Annotated in this window: 14 protein-coding genes; 8 read left to right on the forward strand and 6 right to left on the reverse strand. The window is 57.8% G+C overall.

Translation table 11 applies throughout. The features are described from left to right. Positions 1-5 precede the first annotated feature (5 nt). Positions 6-716 (forward strand): hypothetical protein, encoded by a 711-nt coding sequence (locus ACF0H7_RS03780; protein WP_397451465.1) that lies wholly within the window; start codon positions 6-8, stop codon positions 714-716. Between the two features lie 312 nt (positions 717-1,028). Here ACF0H7_RS03780 and ACF0H7_RS03785 read toward each other — a convergent pair whose 3' ends face one another. After that, a complete protein-coding gene (locus tag ACF0H7_RS03785; protein WP_397451466.1) occupies positions 1,029-1,484 on the reverse strand; it encodes a DUF721 domain-containing protein in 456 nt (151 codons plus the stop codon). A gap of 307 nt (positions 1,485-1,791) precedes the next feature. Between ACF0H7_RS03785 and secA the strand changes: the two genes are divergently transcribed. The 4 genes from secA to ACF0H7_RS03805 all read left to right on the forward strand — a co-directional run bounded on the left by secA (position 1,792) and on the right by ACF0H7_RS03805 (position 7,574). Continuing rightward, positions 1,792-4,530 carry a preprotein translocase subunit SecA gene (gene secA, locus ACF0H7_RS03790; RefSeq protein ID WP_397451467.1) on the forward strand — a complete coding sequence of 913 codons (2,739 nt, stop codon included), beginning with the start codon at positions 1,792-1,794 and terminating at the stop codon, positions 4,528-4,530. 125 nt (positions 4,531-4,655) lie between these two features. Next, entirely contained in the window at positions 4,656-5,873 is a 1,218-nt protein-coding gene (gene argJ / locus ACF0H7_RS03795) for a bifunctional glutamate N-acetyltransferase/amino-acid acetyltransferase ArgJ (RefSeq protein ID WP_397451468.1), read from the forward strand. 124 nt (positions 5,874-5,997) lie between these two features. Continuing rightward, the gene (locus ACF0H7_RS03800; protein WP_397451469.1) at positions 5,998-6,630 is read left to right on the forward strand and encodes a glutathione S-transferase family protein; all 633 of its coding nucleotides are present in this window, start codon (positions 5,998-6,000) and stop codon (positions 6,628-6,630) included. Next, a complete protein-coding gene (locus ACF0H7_RS03805) occupies positions 6,627-7,574 on the forward strand; it encodes a Nudix family hydrolase (RefSeq protein ID WP_397451470.1) in 948 nt (315 codons plus the stop codon). Before ACF0H7_RS03800 ends, ACF0H7_RS03805 begins: the two co-directional genes overlap by 4 nt. Before the next feature lie 105 nt (positions 7,575-7,679). Here ACF0H7_RS03805 and ACF0H7_RS03810 read toward each other — a convergent pair whose 3' ends face one another. Genes ACF0H7_RS03810 through ACF0H7_RS03820 form a run of 3 tightly spaced genes read right to left on the reverse strand, consistent with a single transcriptional unit; the run spans position 7,680 to position 11,258 of the window. Continuing rightward, positions 7,680-8,255 (reverse strand): cob(I)yrinic acid a,c-diamide adenosyltransferase, encoded by a 576-nt coding sequence (locus ACF0H7_RS03810; protein WP_397451471.1) that lies wholly within the window; start codon positions 8,253-8,255, stop codon positions 7,680-7,682. A gap of 2 nt (positions 8,256-8,257) precedes the next feature. Further along, on the reverse strand, positions 8,258-10,297 hold the full coding sequence (locus ACF0H7_RS03815) for an ATP-binding protein (protein ID WP_397451472.1): 2,040 nt from the start codon (positions 10,295-10,297) through the stop codon (positions 8,258-8,260). Positions 10,298-10,340: 43 nt separating this feature from the next. After that, positions 10,341-11,258, reverse strand: coding sequence for a putative 2-dehydropantoate 2-reductase (locus tag ACF0H7_RS03820; RefSeq protein ID WP_397451473.1), 918 nt, complete (start codon positions 11,256-11,258; stop codon positions 10,341-10,343). A 156-nt stretch (positions 11,259-11,414) separates the two neighbouring features. Here ACF0H7_RS03820 and ACF0H7_RS03825 point away from each other — a divergent pair, with 156 nt between their 5' ends. Continuing rightward, positions 11,415-11,894 carry a YajQ family cyclic di-GMP-binding protein gene (locus ACF0H7_RS03825; RefSeq protein ID WP_397451474.1) on the forward strand — a complete coding sequence of 160 codons (480 nt, stop codon included), beginning with the start codon at positions 11,415-11,417 and terminating at the stop codon, positions 11,892-11,894. 183 nt (positions 11,895-12,077) lie between these two features. Continuing rightward, a complete protein-coding gene (locus ACF0H7_RS03830) occupies positions 12,078-12,911 on the forward strand; it encodes a mechanosensitive ion channel family protein (RefSeq protein ID WP_397451475.1) in 834 nt (277 codons plus the stop codon). A 69-nt stretch (positions 12,912-12,980) separates the two neighbouring features. On the opposite strand, the gene ACF0H7_RS03835 is transcribed toward ACF0H7_RS03830, so the two are convergent. Both ACF0H7_RS03835 and ACF0H7_RS03840 read right to left on the reverse strand, forming a co-directional pair. Then, positions 12,981-14,576 carry an AmpG family muropeptide MFS transporter gene (locus tag ACF0H7_RS03835; RefSeq protein ID WP_397451476.1) on the reverse strand — a complete coding sequence of 532 codons (1,596 nt, stop codon included), beginning with the start codon at positions 14,574-14,576 and terminating at the stop codon, positions 12,981-12,983. 42 nt (positions 14,577-14,618) lie between these two features. After that, on the reverse strand, positions 14,619-14,987 hold the full coding sequence (locus tag ACF0H7_RS03840) for an MGMT family protein (protein ID WP_397451477.1): 369 nt from the start codon (positions 14,985-14,987) through the stop codon (positions 14,619-14,621). 142 nt (positions 14,988-15,129) lie between these two features. Between ACF0H7_RS03840 and ACF0H7_RS03845 the strand changes: the two genes are divergently transcribed. Further along, on the forward strand, positions 15,130-16,137 hold the full coding sequence (locus tag ACF0H7_RS03845) for a DUF481 domain-containing protein (RefSeq protein ID WP_397453825.1): 1,008 nt from the start codon (positions 15,130-15,132) through the stop codon (positions 16,135-16,137). Positions 16,138-16,291 lie beyond the last annotated feature (154 nt).

Consider the following 16,291-nt stretch of genomic DNA (forward strand, 5'->3'; position numbering starts at 1 on the left):
GCACCATGACTAAATTATCAGGCAATGAAACTCAAGATGTTGACGATAAAGAGCATGTAAGACCCGTATTGGAGGGGAAAACATTAATGCGTTGGACCATCAAGGCTCACCCTCATCCCATGCATTTAGTTGACATCACGATGGGGGTTGCAACACTATTGCCGATAAGCCTCATTGTGTATGGTTACTTTTTTCAGCCGCTTGGTGATAATGATGATTCTCTAGTATATACGGGTGTCATTGTGCTTTGCTGTTGTCTTTTTCTATGGATAAGGGGCGCACGTCAAAAAACAGTTTTTAACTACCGAATCACCGACCAAGGTGGCGAGGTTGAATCCTGGCCTGACTATCCTGAGAATATGGGCGCTTTCTTCAAATGGCTGTCCGGCATCTCACTGTTTGTTGTTGTCTGTTTGATTGCCGTGGACCCTGCTTTTGTTTGGGGGCTCGCCGGTCCCGTTGGGATAGCAATAGGTGGCGCAAAATTTTTCCTGGGATGGGAGATCGAAAAAAAATTTGAAGCGTACCCTTACTGGCATTCATGCAATTTCGTTACCGTGGATAGAAAAAGGCGGATGATCATTGCTCATCAGACACGTTTGGACGTTGGTTTTGATGTTCATTTGTCGAAAGAGTTGTTTGATGTGTACCTTAATACTCTGAAAGCAGTTTTGCCATCGACTGCCGTATTCACGGAAGCGCCGTGGAAGTGGTAGGGACCGATATTGTGGTCCGATGCAGGCCAGAAACTCTGAGCGGGAGGAGAACAAAATTTTCCCTTCCCGCCCAAGATCTTGACTGGGCCAAACTACATCTTCCCATAGAACTGTGTGGCTTATCAGTCGAAGCCAACCTGACCGCCAGTCATCGGCCCTTGCATGTATTGCCTGTGGAAGCGATACAAGGATCTAGCAATCGAAGGCTTTGAGATGCACTTGGAGAAACATCAAATAGACGACTCTGTTTGCACCATCTACAAGCTGTTACCTGATGCGAAATATCAAGAAGCAAGTGGCCCAACCCTTGGCTCAGGGCTTGGCCTTCCCATGACTAGCCAACCGCTCCAGCGCCGCCCGCAAATTCGGATCACTAATCCCCTCCGCCGTAGCCTGAATACTCTCAGCCGCCACAGCCGACAAATTAGCGCAATGCCCCTCCGGGCCGCGTTGCACCGTCGGTGGCTGCACTTTGAAAAGAATCCGCGTCAGGCTGGCAAACTCGTCAAAAGCCACCAACTGCCGTTGCAAACGCTTCTGTTGATAGCGCAGTCGAGTGGCCCAATGGCCGTCGGTGACGATCAATAGCAAGGTGCCCTCACGCCATGAGGCGACGTGGCAGTGTTCGCGGGCGGCGGGTTGCAGTTGGCTTTCCAGCAGGCGTTGCAGGTGGCCCAGGCGTTGGGCCTGGTGGAAGATGGCTTTGAGCGGTTTTGCTTCACGAAGCAAGACGGCGGGTGCCCGTGCGGGGAGGGGGCGAAATGCCATAGCGGACACCTTGGGTTACTGATCGGCCATGTTAGCAGAAAGCATCGTTATAGCTTCGCTGGATGGGCATTCCGTGCTTTCATACGCGGTTAAGAAGAGCCACTTCTACGGTTGATGGCTTGAAGTCTGAGAAAACGGCCCTATTTGTAGTTCTGCCCCGTTAAAACGCTGTGTCAGCATCGTGGTACAACGCCACTTTCTTCACCACCGTTTCCGGGTAGAATGCTCGTTCGCATGCGGCCATGAGGGCTGCACGGGCGACTCACGGGGCCGCCCTCCATTCCTATGTGTGGAAGATCCTGTCGATATGTTTGCACCTTTGTTAAAAAAGCTTTTCGGAAGCAAGAACGAGCGTGAAGTAAAGCGCATGCTCAAGACGGTTCAATTCGTCAATGCCTTCGAAGAGCAAATGGTGGCCCTTTCGGACGAGCAATTGCGTGCCAAGACCGCAGAGTTCAAGGCCCGCTTAGCCAAAGGTGAGACCCTCGATAAACTGCTGCCTGAAGCTTTCGCGGTTGCCCGTGAAGCCGGCAAGCGGGTCATGGGTATGCGCCACTTCGACGTACAGCTGATCGGCGGCATGACCTTGCATGAAGGCATGATCGCAGAAATGCGTACCGGTGAAGGCAAGACCTTGGTAGCAACCCTGGCGGTGTACCTGAACGCGCTGTCGGGTCAAGGCGTGCACGTGGTAACCGTGAACGACTACCTGGCCCGTCGTGACGCCAACTGGATGCGTCCGCTGTATGAATTCCTCGGTCTGACCGTAGGCGTTGTCACGCCATTCGCGCCGCCGGAAGAGAAGCGTGCTGCGTATGCGTCGGACATCACCTACGGCACCAACAACGAATTCGGTTTCGACTACCTGCGCGACAACATGGCGTTCAGCATGGAAGAAAAATTCCAGCGCGAACTCAATTTTGCCGTAATCGACGAAGTCGACTCGATCCTCATCGACGAAGCGCGGACGCCGCTGATCATTTCCGGTCAGGCCGAAGACAGCTCCCGTCTGTACACCGAAATCAACAAGCTGATCCCGAAACTCGAGCAACACATCGAGGAAGTGGAAGGCGTGGTCACCAAGGCCGGTCATTACTCCGTTGACGAGAAAACCCGTCAGGTGGAACTGAACGAAGCCGGTCACCAGTTCGTCGAAGAAATGCTGACCGAAGTCGGTCTGCTGGCAGAAGGCGAGAGCCTGTACTCGGCGCACAACCTGGGTCTGCTGACTCATGTTTACTCCGGTCTGCGCGCGCACAAGCTGTTCCATCGCAACGTTGAGTACATCGTTCAAGACGGTCAGATCCTGCTGGTCGACGAACACACCGGTCGTACCATGCCGGGTCGTCGTTTGTCGGAAGGCCTGCACCAGGCCATCGAAGCGAAGGAAGTGCTGAATATTCAGGCCGAAAGCCAGACCCTGGCATCGACCACGTTCCAGAACTACTTCCGTCTGTACAACAAACTGTCCGGCATGACCGGTACAGCCGACACCGAAGCGTTCGAATTCCACCAGATCTACGCCCTGGCCGTGATGGTGATCCCGCCGAACAAGCCGCTGGCGCGTAAGGACTTCAACGACCTGGTCTACCTGACCGCGGACGAGAAGTACCTGGCCATCGTTGCCGACATCAAGGCCTGTCTGGCCGAGAATCGTCCGGTGCTGGTGGGTACGGCGACCATCGAAACGTCTGAGCACATGTCCAGCCTGTTGAACAAGGAAGGCATCGAGCACAAGGTTCTGAACGCCAAGTTCCACGAAAAAGAAGCTGAAATCATCGCCCAGGCCGGCCGTCCGGGCGCGCTGACCATCGCCACCAACATGGCCGGTCGTGGTACCGACATTCTGTTGGGCGGCAACTGGGAAGTGGAAGTCGCCAGCCTGGAAGAGCCGACTCCAGAGCAGATCGCTCAGATCAAGGCCGACTGGCAGAAACGCCATCAGCAAGTGATCCAGGCCGGCGGTCTGCATGTGATCGCTTCCGAACGTCATGAATCGCGTCGTATCGACAACCAGTTGCGTGGTCGTGCCGGCCGTCAGGGCGACACCGGTTCCAGCCGTTTCTACCTGTCGCTGGAAGACAGCCTGATGCGCATCTTCGCCTCTGATCGGGTGAAGAACTTCATGAAAGCGCTGGGCATGCAGTCCGGCGAAGCGATCGAGCACCGCATGGTGACCAACGCGATCGAGAAGGCTCAGCGCAAGGTTGAAGGCCGTAACTTCGACATTCGTAAGCAACTGCTCGAGTTCGACGACGTTTCCAACGAACAGCGTAAAGTGATCTACCACATGCGTAACAGCCTGCTGGCTGCGACCAACATTGGGGACACCATCGCTGACTTCCGTCTGGACGTGCTCAACGGTCTGGTCAGCCAGCACATTCCGCCACAGTCCCTGCCTGAGCAGTGGGATGTCGCCGGTCTGGAAGCTTCGCTGAGCAGCGATTTTGGCGTGAAGCTGCCTGTTCAGCAGTGGCTCGATGAAGACGATCACCTGTACGAAGAAACCCTGCGCGAGAAGCTGATGCATGAGCTGCTGGCGGCGTACAACGAGAAAGAAGAACAAGCCAGCGCCGAAGCACTGCGCACGTTCGAGAAGCAGATCCTGCTGCGCGTCCTCGACGATTTGTGGAAAGACCACCTGTCGACCATGGACCACCTGCGTCACGGCATTCACCTGCGCGGTTACGCACAGAAGAACCCGAAGCAGGAATACAAACGCGAATCCTTCTCGCTGTTCCAGGAACTGTTGGATTCGATCAAGCGCGATACCATCCGTGTGCTGTCCCACGTTCAGGTTCGTCGCGAAGATCCGATCGAAGAAGAAGAGCGCGTGCGTCGCGAAGCCGAGGAATTGGCTCAGCGCATGCAATTCGAACACGCTGCCGCACCGGGTCTTGAGCAGCCTCAAGCCTTGATGGATGACGGCGAAGAAGTAGCCGTTGCCACGGCACCGGTTCGCAATGACCAGAAACTGGGTCGTAACGAAGTGTGCTGGTGTGGTTCGGGCAAGAAGTTCAAACATTGCCACGGTAAGATCGACTAAGTTCGAGCCGGCGTTGTTTATATGAAATACCCGCGCCGCGACCGGCTCTAGCCGTCGCGGCGTTTTTCCATTGATTTCGCCGTTCCGACGCGGGCGGCGCAGAGAGTTTTCAAGGAGCGCACTTAATGGCTGTTGGTCTTGGTCCTTTGCCGACACTGCACCCGGTTGCAGGTTTTGAACTGGGTATCTCCTCCGCCGGCATCAAGCGTCCTGGGCGCAAAGACGTGGTGGTCATGCGTTGCGCCGAGGGTTCCAGCGTTGCTGGCGTGTTCACCCTCAACGCGTTCTGCGCGGCACCGGTGATCCTGGCCAAGCAGCGTGTGCAAGGCGCGGTTCGTTACCTGTTGACCAACACCGGCAATGCCAACGCGGGCACTGGCGAGCCAGGCCTGGAGGCCGCCAAGCGCACCTGCGCCAAACTGGCTGAACTGACCGGCGTCAGTGCTGAAGCCGTGCTGCCGTACTCCACGGGTGTGATCGGCGAGCCTCTGCCGGTCGAGAAAATCGAAGGCGCGCTGCAAGCCGCCCTTGACGATCTGTCGGTGGATAACTGGGCGGCTGCCGCCACCGGGATCATGACCACCGACACCTTGCCCAAAGGTGCGAGCCGTCAGTTCCAGCACGATGGCGTGACCATTACCGTCACGGGTATCAGTAAGGGCGCGGGCATGATTCGTCCGAACATGGCGACCATGCTCGGTTACATCGCCACTGACGCCAAAGTGGCGCAGAACGTGTTGCAGGATCTGTTGCGTGATGGCGCGAACAAATCGTTCAACCGCATCACCATCGACGGCGATACATCGACCAACGACTGCTGCATGCTGATTGCCACTGGCAAGGCCGCGCTGCCGGAAATTACCGAAGCCAAAGGCCCGTTGTTCACGGCACTTAAGCAGGCGGTGTTCGACGTGTGCATGGAGGTGGCGCAGGCCATCGTCCGCGACGGCGAAGGCGCGACCAAGTTCGTCACCGTTGAAGTCAACGGCGGCGGCAATCATCAGGAATGCCTGGACGTCGGTTACGCCGTGGCGCATTCGCCACTGATCAAGACGGCGTTGTTCGCTTCCGATCCGAACTGGGGCCGTATCCTCGCTGCCGTGGGTCGTGCCGGTGTGCCGGACCTGGACGTGAGCAAGATCGATGTGTTCCTTGATTCGGTGTGCATCGCCAGCAAGGGTTGCCGCGCGACCACCTACACCGAAGAGCAGGGCTCGGCGGTCATGGCCCAGGAAGAAATCACCATCCGCATCGAGCTGGGTCGTGGTGACTGCCGCGAAACCATCTGGACTACCGATCTGTCGCACGAGTACGTAAAAATCAACGCGGAATATCGCACCTAAGACCGCACAGACTTGTAGGAGCTGCCGCAGGCTGCGATAAAAACACCGCGCAGTTTCAGGCACACAGCCTTCGCAGCCTTCGGCAGCTCCTACAGGTCATCGAGTATTCCTTGAGAGGATTGGCATGAGCCTGCACCTGATCATCGGCGACAAACGGTTTTCCTCCTGGTCCCTGCGCCCGGCGTTGGCACTCGATATGGTCGGTGTGCCGTATACCGAGCAAATCATCTGGCTGAACCAGCCCGACAGCTTGCAAAAGGCGCTTGAGCACGGGCCTACCGGCAAGGTGCCTTTGCTTAAGACGGAACACGGCACCATCTCCGATTCCCTCGCGATCATCGAATACCTGAACGAACGTTTCCCTGACGCGCAGCTTTGGCCGCAGGATATAGCTGCAAGAGCTCAGGCGCGTTCGGCGTGTGCGCAAATGCACAGTGGGTTTTTCGGACTGCGCTCGAACATGGGTTTTGACCTTTGTCAGAATGAGGCGCTGGAAGTGATTCCGGTTGAAGCGCAGGCGGACATTGAACGCATGATTGCGCTGTGGGCCGAATGCCGGGCTGCCGCGACCGAAAGCGGTCCGTACCTGTTTGGCAAAATCAGTGCGGCAGATGCCTTCTTCGCGCCAGTGGCCGTGCGCTTGCGTACATTCCGCGTGGCGTTGCCTGCTGAGGCCGAGGCGTATGTCGAGACGATTTATCAGTGGCCCGCTTTTCAGCGCTGGCAGAAAGCAGGTTTAGAGGAAGCAGTGCGGTGAAACGAGTTCATGTAGCGGCCGCCGTGATCCGCGGTATAGACGGCAAAATCCTCATCGCCCGGCGTGCGGATACCCAGCATCAGGGCGGTTTGTGGGAGTTCCCAGGAGGCAAGGTCGAGGCCGACGAGTCGGTCGAAACGGCGCTGACCCGTGAGCTGCACGAAGAACTGGGCATCGTCGTCGGTGCTGCGCGCCCGCTGATCAAGGTTCAGCACGATTACCCAGACAAACAGGTGTTGCTGGATGTCTGGGAAGTCTCGTCGTTTACCGGCGAACCCCATGGTGCGGAAGGCCAGCCACTGGCTTGGGTGTCGGCGCGGGAGTTGGCCGATTACGACTTCCCTGCGGCCAACCGGCCGATTGTGGCGGCGGCGCGGTTACCCGCTGAATACATGATCACCCCCGATGGCCTGGAGACCCCCGAGTTGCTGCGCGGGATACAGAAAGCCATCGCGGGCGGTATCAAGCTGATTCAATTGCGCACGCCCAATGGCTACGACCCGAAATACCGCGACCTGGCGGTGGATGCGGTGGGCCTGTGTGCTGGCAAGGCGCAACTGATGCTCAAAGGCCCTCTGGAGTGGCTGGGAGACTTTCCGGCTGCGGGTTGGCATCTTACGGCGGCTCAGCTGCGTAAGTACGCCAGCAAGGGCCGTCCGTTCCCTGAGGACCGTTGGTTGGCGGCATCCTGTCATGACGCTGAAGAATTGGCCTTGGCCGAGCAAATGGGCGTGGACTTCGTCACCTTGTCGCCAGTGCAATTGACCCAGACTCACCCGGACGCGCAGCCGCTGGGCTGGGAATTGGCGTCGCAGTTGATTGCCGGTTTCAGCAAGCCGGTGTTTTTGTTGGGTGGTGTCGGGCCTGATGAGCGGCAGAAAGCCTGGGAATCCGGGGCGCAGGGTGTGGCAGGGATTCGGGCGTTTTGGCCTGACATATTATGAGTCAGGCGCAAATCCTGTGTAAGAGCCAACTTGTTGGCGAGAGCTTGACTGGGTGTGCCTGACACGCCCCCTCGCGAACAAGTTCGCTCCTACATGGGGACGCCATTAAGGCTTCGGCGCAGGCTGCCACAGGATCTCGGCGATCCCCTGACGCTTGGCAATCAACCGCGCGACCACGAACAACAGGTCTGACAGCCGGTTAATGTAAGCCAGCCCAACCCCCGCCAACGGCTCAAGCGCATTCAACTGCTGGCACCGCCGCTCAGCACTGCGAGCCAGGCTGCGACAGACGTGGGCCTGTGCAATCAGCGCTGAGCCGCCCGGCAGAATGAAGTTCTCCAGCGGTCCCAATTCCTCATTCCACAGGTCGATGGCGGCTTCCAGTCGCTCGATTTCCTGCGTGTTCAACGCCCGGTACTCAGGCATCGCCAGCTCGCCGCCCAAATCGAACAAGCGATGTTGGCAGGGGGCAAGGACCTCGATCACTTCCGTTAAGCCGGGAAAGTGTTCGACCTGCTCCGCCAGTCCGGCAAGCAACACACCCACCTGACTGTTCAGGCTATCGACTTCGCCGATGGCTTCGATGCGTGGGTGGTCTTTGGGCACGCGTCGGCCATCACCGAGGCCGGTTTCGCCTTTGTCGCCGGTTTTCGTATAAATCTTTGATAGGCGAAAGCCCATACTCATAACTCCGAAAGGGTCTGTTCCTGGGCGTTGATCGTGCTGCCCGCCAGCGGCAAGCGCAGGGTGAAGCAGGTGCCCTGGCCAGGGGTCGATTGCACTTCCATCTGGCCTTTATGGTTGTTGGTGATGATGAAGTACGAGACCGACAATCCGAGTCCCGTGCCCTGACCGATTTCCTTGGTGGTGAAAAACGGTTCAAAAGTGCGCTTGCGTACGTTCTCCGGCATGCCGACGCCGTTGTCTTCCACCTGGATTTCCGCCCACGGCGGATTCAGTCGGGTGCGCAGGATGATTCGTCCTGGCTGGCCGTCGTCGGCGCGCTGGTGAATCGCTTGCGCGGCGTTTTTCAGCAGGTTCAGCAGCACTTGCTCCAGCTCGTTGGCGGTACCGGGAACCGGGCCGAGGTTGGGGTCGAAATGACGGGTGATGGCCTGGCCCTTGAAGTCGAATCCGATGGTCAGGTCGAAATCGTTGCTGGCGATCTCCACCGCCTGATCAATCAACGCCGGCAAATCGCAAGGGGCCATTTTGCGGTTACTCAAGCGACTGAAGCTGAGCATATGGCTGACGATCTTCGCCGCGCGAGCCCCCGCCTGCTGGATGCCATCGAGCAGTTGCGGCACTTCGCGGCCGGCCAGGTATTGATTGACCGTCGCCAGTGGAACGCCAATCAGCTCGGCTTGCTCAAGGTTTTTTGGCAGGTCCGGCGACAGGCGTCGACGAATGTTCTGCACGTTATGCAGGATCGCGCCCAAGGGGTTATTGATCTCGTGGGCCATGCCCGCTGCCAGACCACCGACGGAGAGCATCTTCTCCGACTGCACCATCATGTCTTCCAGCGAGAGGCGCTGGGTAATGTCGTCGATCCGAATGACCACGCCCCGTCCCGCGCCGCCGGTCAGCGGATAGAACGTCAGGGCGTAGTGGTGCGGCATATCGTCCTTGACCCAGGTGACCCGCTCGATCTTGGCCACGGTATGGCGTTCGACGGTCTCTTTGATCTTCGGCAGAAACGCTTTCATCGGTTCAAACGCAAGGAAGATCGGCTGATTCAGGGCCTCATCCAGCGGCGTGCCAGAAAGCGCACTGGCCTCCTGGTTCCATTGGGTGACGTACAGTTGCTCGTCCAGTGCGATCAGGGCCGAGGGCATGGAGTCGATGATGCTATTCAGATAATTCTGGAAACCGGTGAGTTTTTTCTCGATCTTGCTGCGCACTTGCACTTCGAGTTCCAGCTTGCGATTGGTGTGGCGGGTTTCTTCCGCCAGTCCCTGTGCCTGGTCGTAGGCGTCTTGCGAGTCGTCGCGGGCGCGCTTGAGTTGCTGCTCGCGGGCTTCGATCCGCGAGAGCATGGTGTTGAACGCTTCTGCGAGGTTGCCGATTTCATCGTTGTTGCCCGGCTCGGCCCGCAATGCGTAATTTTCTTCGCGGGTGACCTGGCGTGAAAGCTCTTCGAGCTGGTAAATCGGTTGGGTGATCAGGCGCCGAATCTGCCGCGCGACCACCAGCCAGAGCAGTACGCTGAACACCAGAATCCCGGCGCTGGCGGTGAACGTGCCGGTGTAAAAAGCGGCCGGTAATTCGCTACTGGCGACCAGCAGCAGATGCCCGGGCTCCTGGCCGGCGCCTTTGGGGATGGTGATCAGTTGCGTGCTGCGAAACTCGGTCAGACGCCAGCTTTCGACGCTTTTGAAGCGCTCGGGCAGCTTGAGTTTGTCATCGTGCTGCAACTCGGCCAGACGATCGCCGTTGCTGTCGTACAACGCTGCCGCGCGCAAGGGGTTGTAGCTTTTCAGCTCCCTGAGCAGTGCCTGGGCGTTGTTGGCAGAACTGAGGGCCTGGGCCGTGAGGTTGGGCGTGCTGATCAGTCGGCCGATGGTCTGCAAGGCCTGCGGTGCCATGCTTTCCTGGGAGATGTAATAGGCCGCACTGATGAAGGTCAGGTTGGCCACCAACAACACGGTTGTCAGCAAGACCAGCAGGGCTGCCAGAAGCTTCTGGCCCACCGGTAGGTTTTCTAGGCGCTGGCGCAATGGCATCGGCAAATCACAGGCTATTGATAAGCCATCAGGGTAGCGCTTTCTAGTCCGTGGGCAAACCGCGTGATTGCAGGTGGCCCACCAGCCGGGTCTGCAGTTGAGTCAGGTAAGGCGTTGGGCATTGATGGCGGGCGGCCACGGCACAGACATGGCCGAGTAGATAGCTGATTTCGGTGCGCCGATTGTGGGCGACGTCCTGATACATCGACGAATAGTTGGCGGCCGTTGCATGAATCACCCGCTCGACCTCAGTGTGCAAGGCTTCGGCGGCGGCCGGTTGGCCACAGCGATTGAGCACGTCGGTCAACTCTGCGCACAACATGGCGATTTCGCAGTTGTGCGCCTGGAGACCGCCGTTGCGGCAGTCGTGGAGGACGGTCAGGGGGTTAATTGCACAATTCAACGCCAGCTTGCGCCAGAGCCGAGTGAGGATGTCAGGCGTCCATTGATGGGGGATGCCAGCGGACTGTAATTCATCCAGCCAGGCGGGCGGAGTGGGATCGCTCGCATCGCCCAGCCAGGTATAACCATGGCCGGCAAACACCACGCGCCAGTCTCCGTCGCGGAAGGCGCCTTCGGTGCTTGAGGCAAAGATACAGCGGGCCTGGGGCACTTTCGCAGCCACGGCATCCTGGCTGCCAAGACCGTTTTGCAACAGGATCAGTTCAGCGTTGGGCTGCAGGCGCGGGGCCAGCTGTGAGACAGCGCTTTCGGCGTCGTAGGCTTTACACGCGACCAATAGACGTTCGATAGGTTCGTCGGCGTCCCAGGTCTGGGCGCACACCTCAAAGAGCTGAGGCTGCCCGTGCTCGACCAGGGTCAAACCGCCCGAGGCCTCATAGGCTGCCAACCGCTCTGCGTCGCGCAAGATCAGGCGTACGGGCAACCCGGCACGCGCCAGTCTCGCGGCCCATAGGCTCCCAAGACTACCGGCGCCGAGAACATGCCAGAGAGTGGCCATTAACCGTTCACGACCAGCCGCAGGATGAAAGAATCGAGATTCAACATGGCAGGCCCGCAGTTTATGTAGGGAAAGTCTCGTTATAATGACGGCGCATTTATTACCGTCAAGTCAGGCGTACCTCCGCAGCATGCGCCATTCATCTGGAGAAATTACATGCCCTCGTTCGACGTAGTGTCTGAACTGGATAAACACGAAGTCACGAATGCCGTCGAAAATGCGGTCAAAGAGCTGGACCGTCGCTACGACCTCAAAGGCAAAGGCACTTTCGAATTCAAGGAATTGACTGTGAACATGACCGCCGAGGCGGAGTTCCAGCTCGAAGCAATGGTTGAAATCCTCAAGCTGTGCCTGGTCAAGCGCAAGATTGACGTGCAGTGCCTGGAACTGAAGGACGCCTATGCGTCCGGCAAAATCATGAAGCAGGAAGCGACCCTCAAAGAGGGCATCGACAAGGAGCTGGCGAAGAAAATCGTCGCTCACATCAAAGATGGCAAGTTGAAGGTACAAGCCGCCATTCAAGGCGAGCAAGTGCGCGTTACCGGCAAGAAGCGTGATGACCTGCAAGAAGCCATGGCGCTGTTGCGTGGCCACGAGTTCGGCATGCCGCTGCAATTCAATAACTTCCGCGACTGACCAACGGTCGACAGGATGACGCCTGGTCTCTGATCGGTCAGTTGGGAGAGGGGAACCTCTATTTCCGGACCGCTGTCATAGGCCAACGTCAGCTTTTTAAAAGTCTGCATCTGGACCGATAGGGCCCTGGCTTCTTTCGTTCCGTCTTGCGAGCCGAATTCCGGCCGTTACAAGGAGATACCCATGGATCTGACCGCACAAGTCGATCATCTGGAAAAGGTCACTCAGGCCTGGATTCCACTGTTCCTACAATACGGCAGTCGGGTGTTACTGGCGGTAATCACCCTTGGCATTGGCTGGTGGGTGATCAACGTGGTGACGCGCAAACTGGGCGGTCTGCTCGCATTGCGCAATGCCGATCTGGCCTTGCAAGGCTTCATCAGCAGCCTGGCCAACATCATTCTGAAAATTCTGCTGATCGTCAGCGTAGCCTCGATGATCGGTGTCGAAACCACATCCTTTGTGGCTGCCATTGGTGCTGCTGGCCTGGCTATCGGTTTGGCCTTGCAGGGTAGCCTGGCAAACTTTGCCGGCGGAGTGCTGATTCTGCTGTTCCGTCCGTTTCGAATCGGTGATTGGATCGAGGCCCAGAACGTCAGTGGCACGGTCGACAACATCATGATTTTCCACACGGTGTTGCGCACGGGTGATAACAAGACGGTGATCGTGCCCAACGGCATTCTGTCCAATGGCATCATCACCAACACCAATCGTCAGCCAACCCGCAAGGTGGTGTTCGATACCGTGGTGGCTCACGATGCCGACCTCAAGCAGGCGCTGAAGGTGTTGCTGGAAATGGCCAAAGAGCCGCGTATCTTGCTGGATCCGGCGCCACAAGCGGTGGTTGCGGCCCTGGGTGAAAACTCGATCACCCTGTCGCTGCGGGTCTGGACCAAGACCGGCGACTATGGCGATGTGATTTCACACTTCAACGTTGAAGCGCGGGATCGGTTGAGGTCGGCGGATATCTCCATCCCTGCGCCTCAGCGCATGGTTCGGGTGCTTCAAGAGTCGTAAGATCACAGCATTTATCGCGCTTCAACAAAAAGCCCCGGCTCTCACGAGTCGGGGCTTTTTTGTCAGTGCCTAAGGGCGATTACTGACGGGTGTCTCGCTGGCCTCGATGGGGGGCTTTGCCGGAGGCTCCTCGGCGGCCTTGGCCGCTTCGGCAGCCCGAGTGCGGCGAGTTTCCATAGACCAGTGCAGGGCAATCATCACCAGCGTCGGTATGCCCATGAGGGCCGTGGCGAGGAAGAAGTTGTGGTAACCAAGCCTCTCCACCATGACCCCGGAGTAGCCGCCGATCAGTCGTGGCAGCAGTAGCATGATCGAACTGAGCAAGGCGTACTGGGTCGCGGAGAACTTCAGGTTGGTCAGGCTCGACAGGTACGCGACAAACGCCGAAGTGGCCATACCTGAACTGAAGTTATCCAGCGAAATGGTCAGGATCAACATCTTCAGGTTCGGACCCATGTCCGCGAGCATCAGGAACAGCAGGTTGGTGGCGGCGGAAGCGAAGCCGCCGACGAACAGAATCGGCAGGGTGCCAAAACGCACGATCAACAACCCGCCTGCGCCTGCCCCCAGCAGGGTCATCACCAGTCCGAACAGTTTGCTGACGCTGGCAATCTGATCCTTGGTGAAGCCCATATCGATGTAGAACACGTTGGCCATCACGCCCATGACCGTGTCGGACATGCGATAGGTTGCAATCAGACCCAGCAGCAGGAATGCCTGCCAGCGATAGCGTCGAATGAAGTCGTTGATCGGCGTCAGCACCGGTGCCAGCCCGCGTCGGCCGAGAGAAGAGAGGCACAGCGCGGTCAGCAGGGTATAGAGAATGGCCCGCAGGAATGCGCGGTCTTCCATGAACAGGTCAGCCCAACTGCCGCCGTCGAACAGCACGCCAGCGAAGTCGGTGTAATACAGCTGAGTGAACATCGCCGGAACGGAAACCAGCAGGACGATCAGGACGAAGACCGAAGCCAGTTGGTGGCCGAAGCCGTAACGTGCGGCGGACAATTGAGTGCGCATTGGAACGGGTGACTCACGCATCACCATCGTTGTGATCAGCGCAGGCAGCATCAGCAGACCAAACAGAAAGTAGGTGCCGGCCCAGGCCGAATGCTTGTAGTTGAAGCCAGTCGAGCCAAAACCTTCGGCAAAGTACAGGGCGCCGGCAGTAGCCAGCAGGGCGGCGACCCGGTAACCCGACATGTAGCTGGCGGCGAGGGCGGCCTGGCTGCTTTCTTCGGCAATTTCCAGACGATAGGCGTCAATGGCGATGTCTTGGGTGGCGGAAGAGAACGCCACCAGGACCGCCATGGCGATCAGCCAGGACAAATGCTTTTGCGGGTCGCAGAAACCCATACCGATCAAGCCGAGGACTACGAGAGACTGCGCGAGTATCAGCCACGAACGCCGGCGACCGAGTCGACCGAGAAGCGGCAGGCGCCATTGGTCCAAAAGGGGCGACCAGACCCATTTAAAGGCATACGCCAGTCCGATCAGACTCGCATAGCCGATGGTTTCACGGGCAACACCGGCTTCTCGAAGCCAGACTGACAACGTGGAAAACACCAACATGTAAGGCAAGCCAGCGGCAAATCCGAGCAATAACAGCACGAATGTCGAGGGATTGGCGTAAGCGTCGAGCGCGGCGCGCCAGGTTTTACGGGGCATGGGCTGGAGTCTGCCTCAGATTACGAAAACAAAGGGCGCACTCTAACCGCTGTGCTCTATCGGGCGCCAGCCATGACGGCGCATATCTACCCGATTATTGGAGATAGAGACGCCTTCCGCACGCAGTCGGGCACGTTGTTCGTCGCCTGATACGGTTCCGACGGCCAGACTGAGCTTGCCACCGGAGCCCAATACGCGGTGCCACGGCAGTGAAGTGCCTTGCGGCAGCTGGCTGAGCGTGCGTCCGACATAACGTGCGGCACGCCCCAAGCCCGCCAGTTCGGCCAATTGTCCGTAACTCACCACTTTGCCTTCAGGAACCTGATGAAGGGTCACGTACAGTGCCGTGCGGCGTATTTCAGCGGGTGTGGGTTCAGCCGCGTTGTCGTGGTCAAGTGCCCTATCGGTCATCGGTCACGCGTTTAATTCCCGTTTATCGGTATCTGTAACAGGGTATGTGGAACTACAGCCTATTCATTGGGTCTTTGATAGTTCGCTGTCGTCCTTGGGGGATGATGCCCGATTTTCCGCGAATTTGAGTTGTCCCGTGCTTATGTTGTCCAGATCCTTGCTTTGCCTCGCGCTTACCAGTGTGTCTATGCCTTTGCTCGCCGATACCGTCTGGTTGAAAAACGGTGATCGCTTGACGGGCAAAATCACGGTGTTCGATGGCGGCAAGTTGTTGCTGCACACCGATTACGCAGGTGACATCAACGTCGACTGGAAACAGGTCAAAACCCTGGAAAGTGACCAGAAACTGTTGGTCACCCAAGACAAGCATAATGAAATCGCCAAGGCGTTAAAGCCGGCCGAAGACGGCAAGGTGATTCTGGCCAACGGCGAGCCGCCGAAAACCGTGGACTTGTCCAGTATTCAACTGATCATGAGCCCGAAACCGCTGATTACGGATTTTGTCTGGAAGGGTAACGTCGACCTTGCGCTGGACTTCCAGCGAGCGCAAAACAATACCGACGATTACAACATCGCTTTCAAGACCACCGCGCGCCACGGCGACTGGCGACACAACGCCAAGGGTGAGTACAGCCGCGAGACGACCGACAACAGTACGGTCAATACCAACAACTGGAGCGCCGAATACTCGGCTGACCGTTTCCTCACCGACAAATGGTTCTGGGAAGGCCGCTTGACCTACAAGCGCGACTATGTCGAAGACCTGGCACGCCAGCGTGTGGTGGGTACAGGTCCAGGCTACCAGTTCTGGGACGATCAGTTGGGCGCGTTCTCACTGGGGTCGCTGATCAACCGTACTGACTACGAATTCTCCAATGGTTCGAAACAGAATTTCTATTCGGCGGCGCTCAAGTGGGATTACAACCGCTTCCTGATCGGCAAAAAAGTCGAGTTCTTCACCAACGGCGAATTGGGTAAACCATTGAGCGGCGCGGCGGACTACAGCCTGGATTCTGAAGTGGGCTTGCGCTACAAGGTGACCGATTGGGCTTCCCTGAACCTCAAGGCCGAGAAGAACATCATCAGCGGCGCCTCGGATGGCGATCTGAACAAGACGCGCTATACCGCAGGGTTTGGGGTGGCGTGGTAGGTCGCGCAGCAAGGCTCATGTGAATTAGCTCCTACACAAGACTTGCCTCTGGCACATTGTGGGCGTCCACTCCGTGGAGTCACGAGGGTTCCCACTTTGCAAACGCCAGTGATAATTATTATCTTGTCTCTCTATCGCAGGTACATGCCCCCAG

The sequence above is a fragment of the Pseudomonas sp. NA-150 genome (genome assembly GCF_044336365.1).
In the GTDB taxonomy this organism is placed as follows: Bacteria; Pseudomonadota; Gammaproteobacteria; order Pseudomonadales; family Pseudomonadaceae; genus Aquipseudomonas.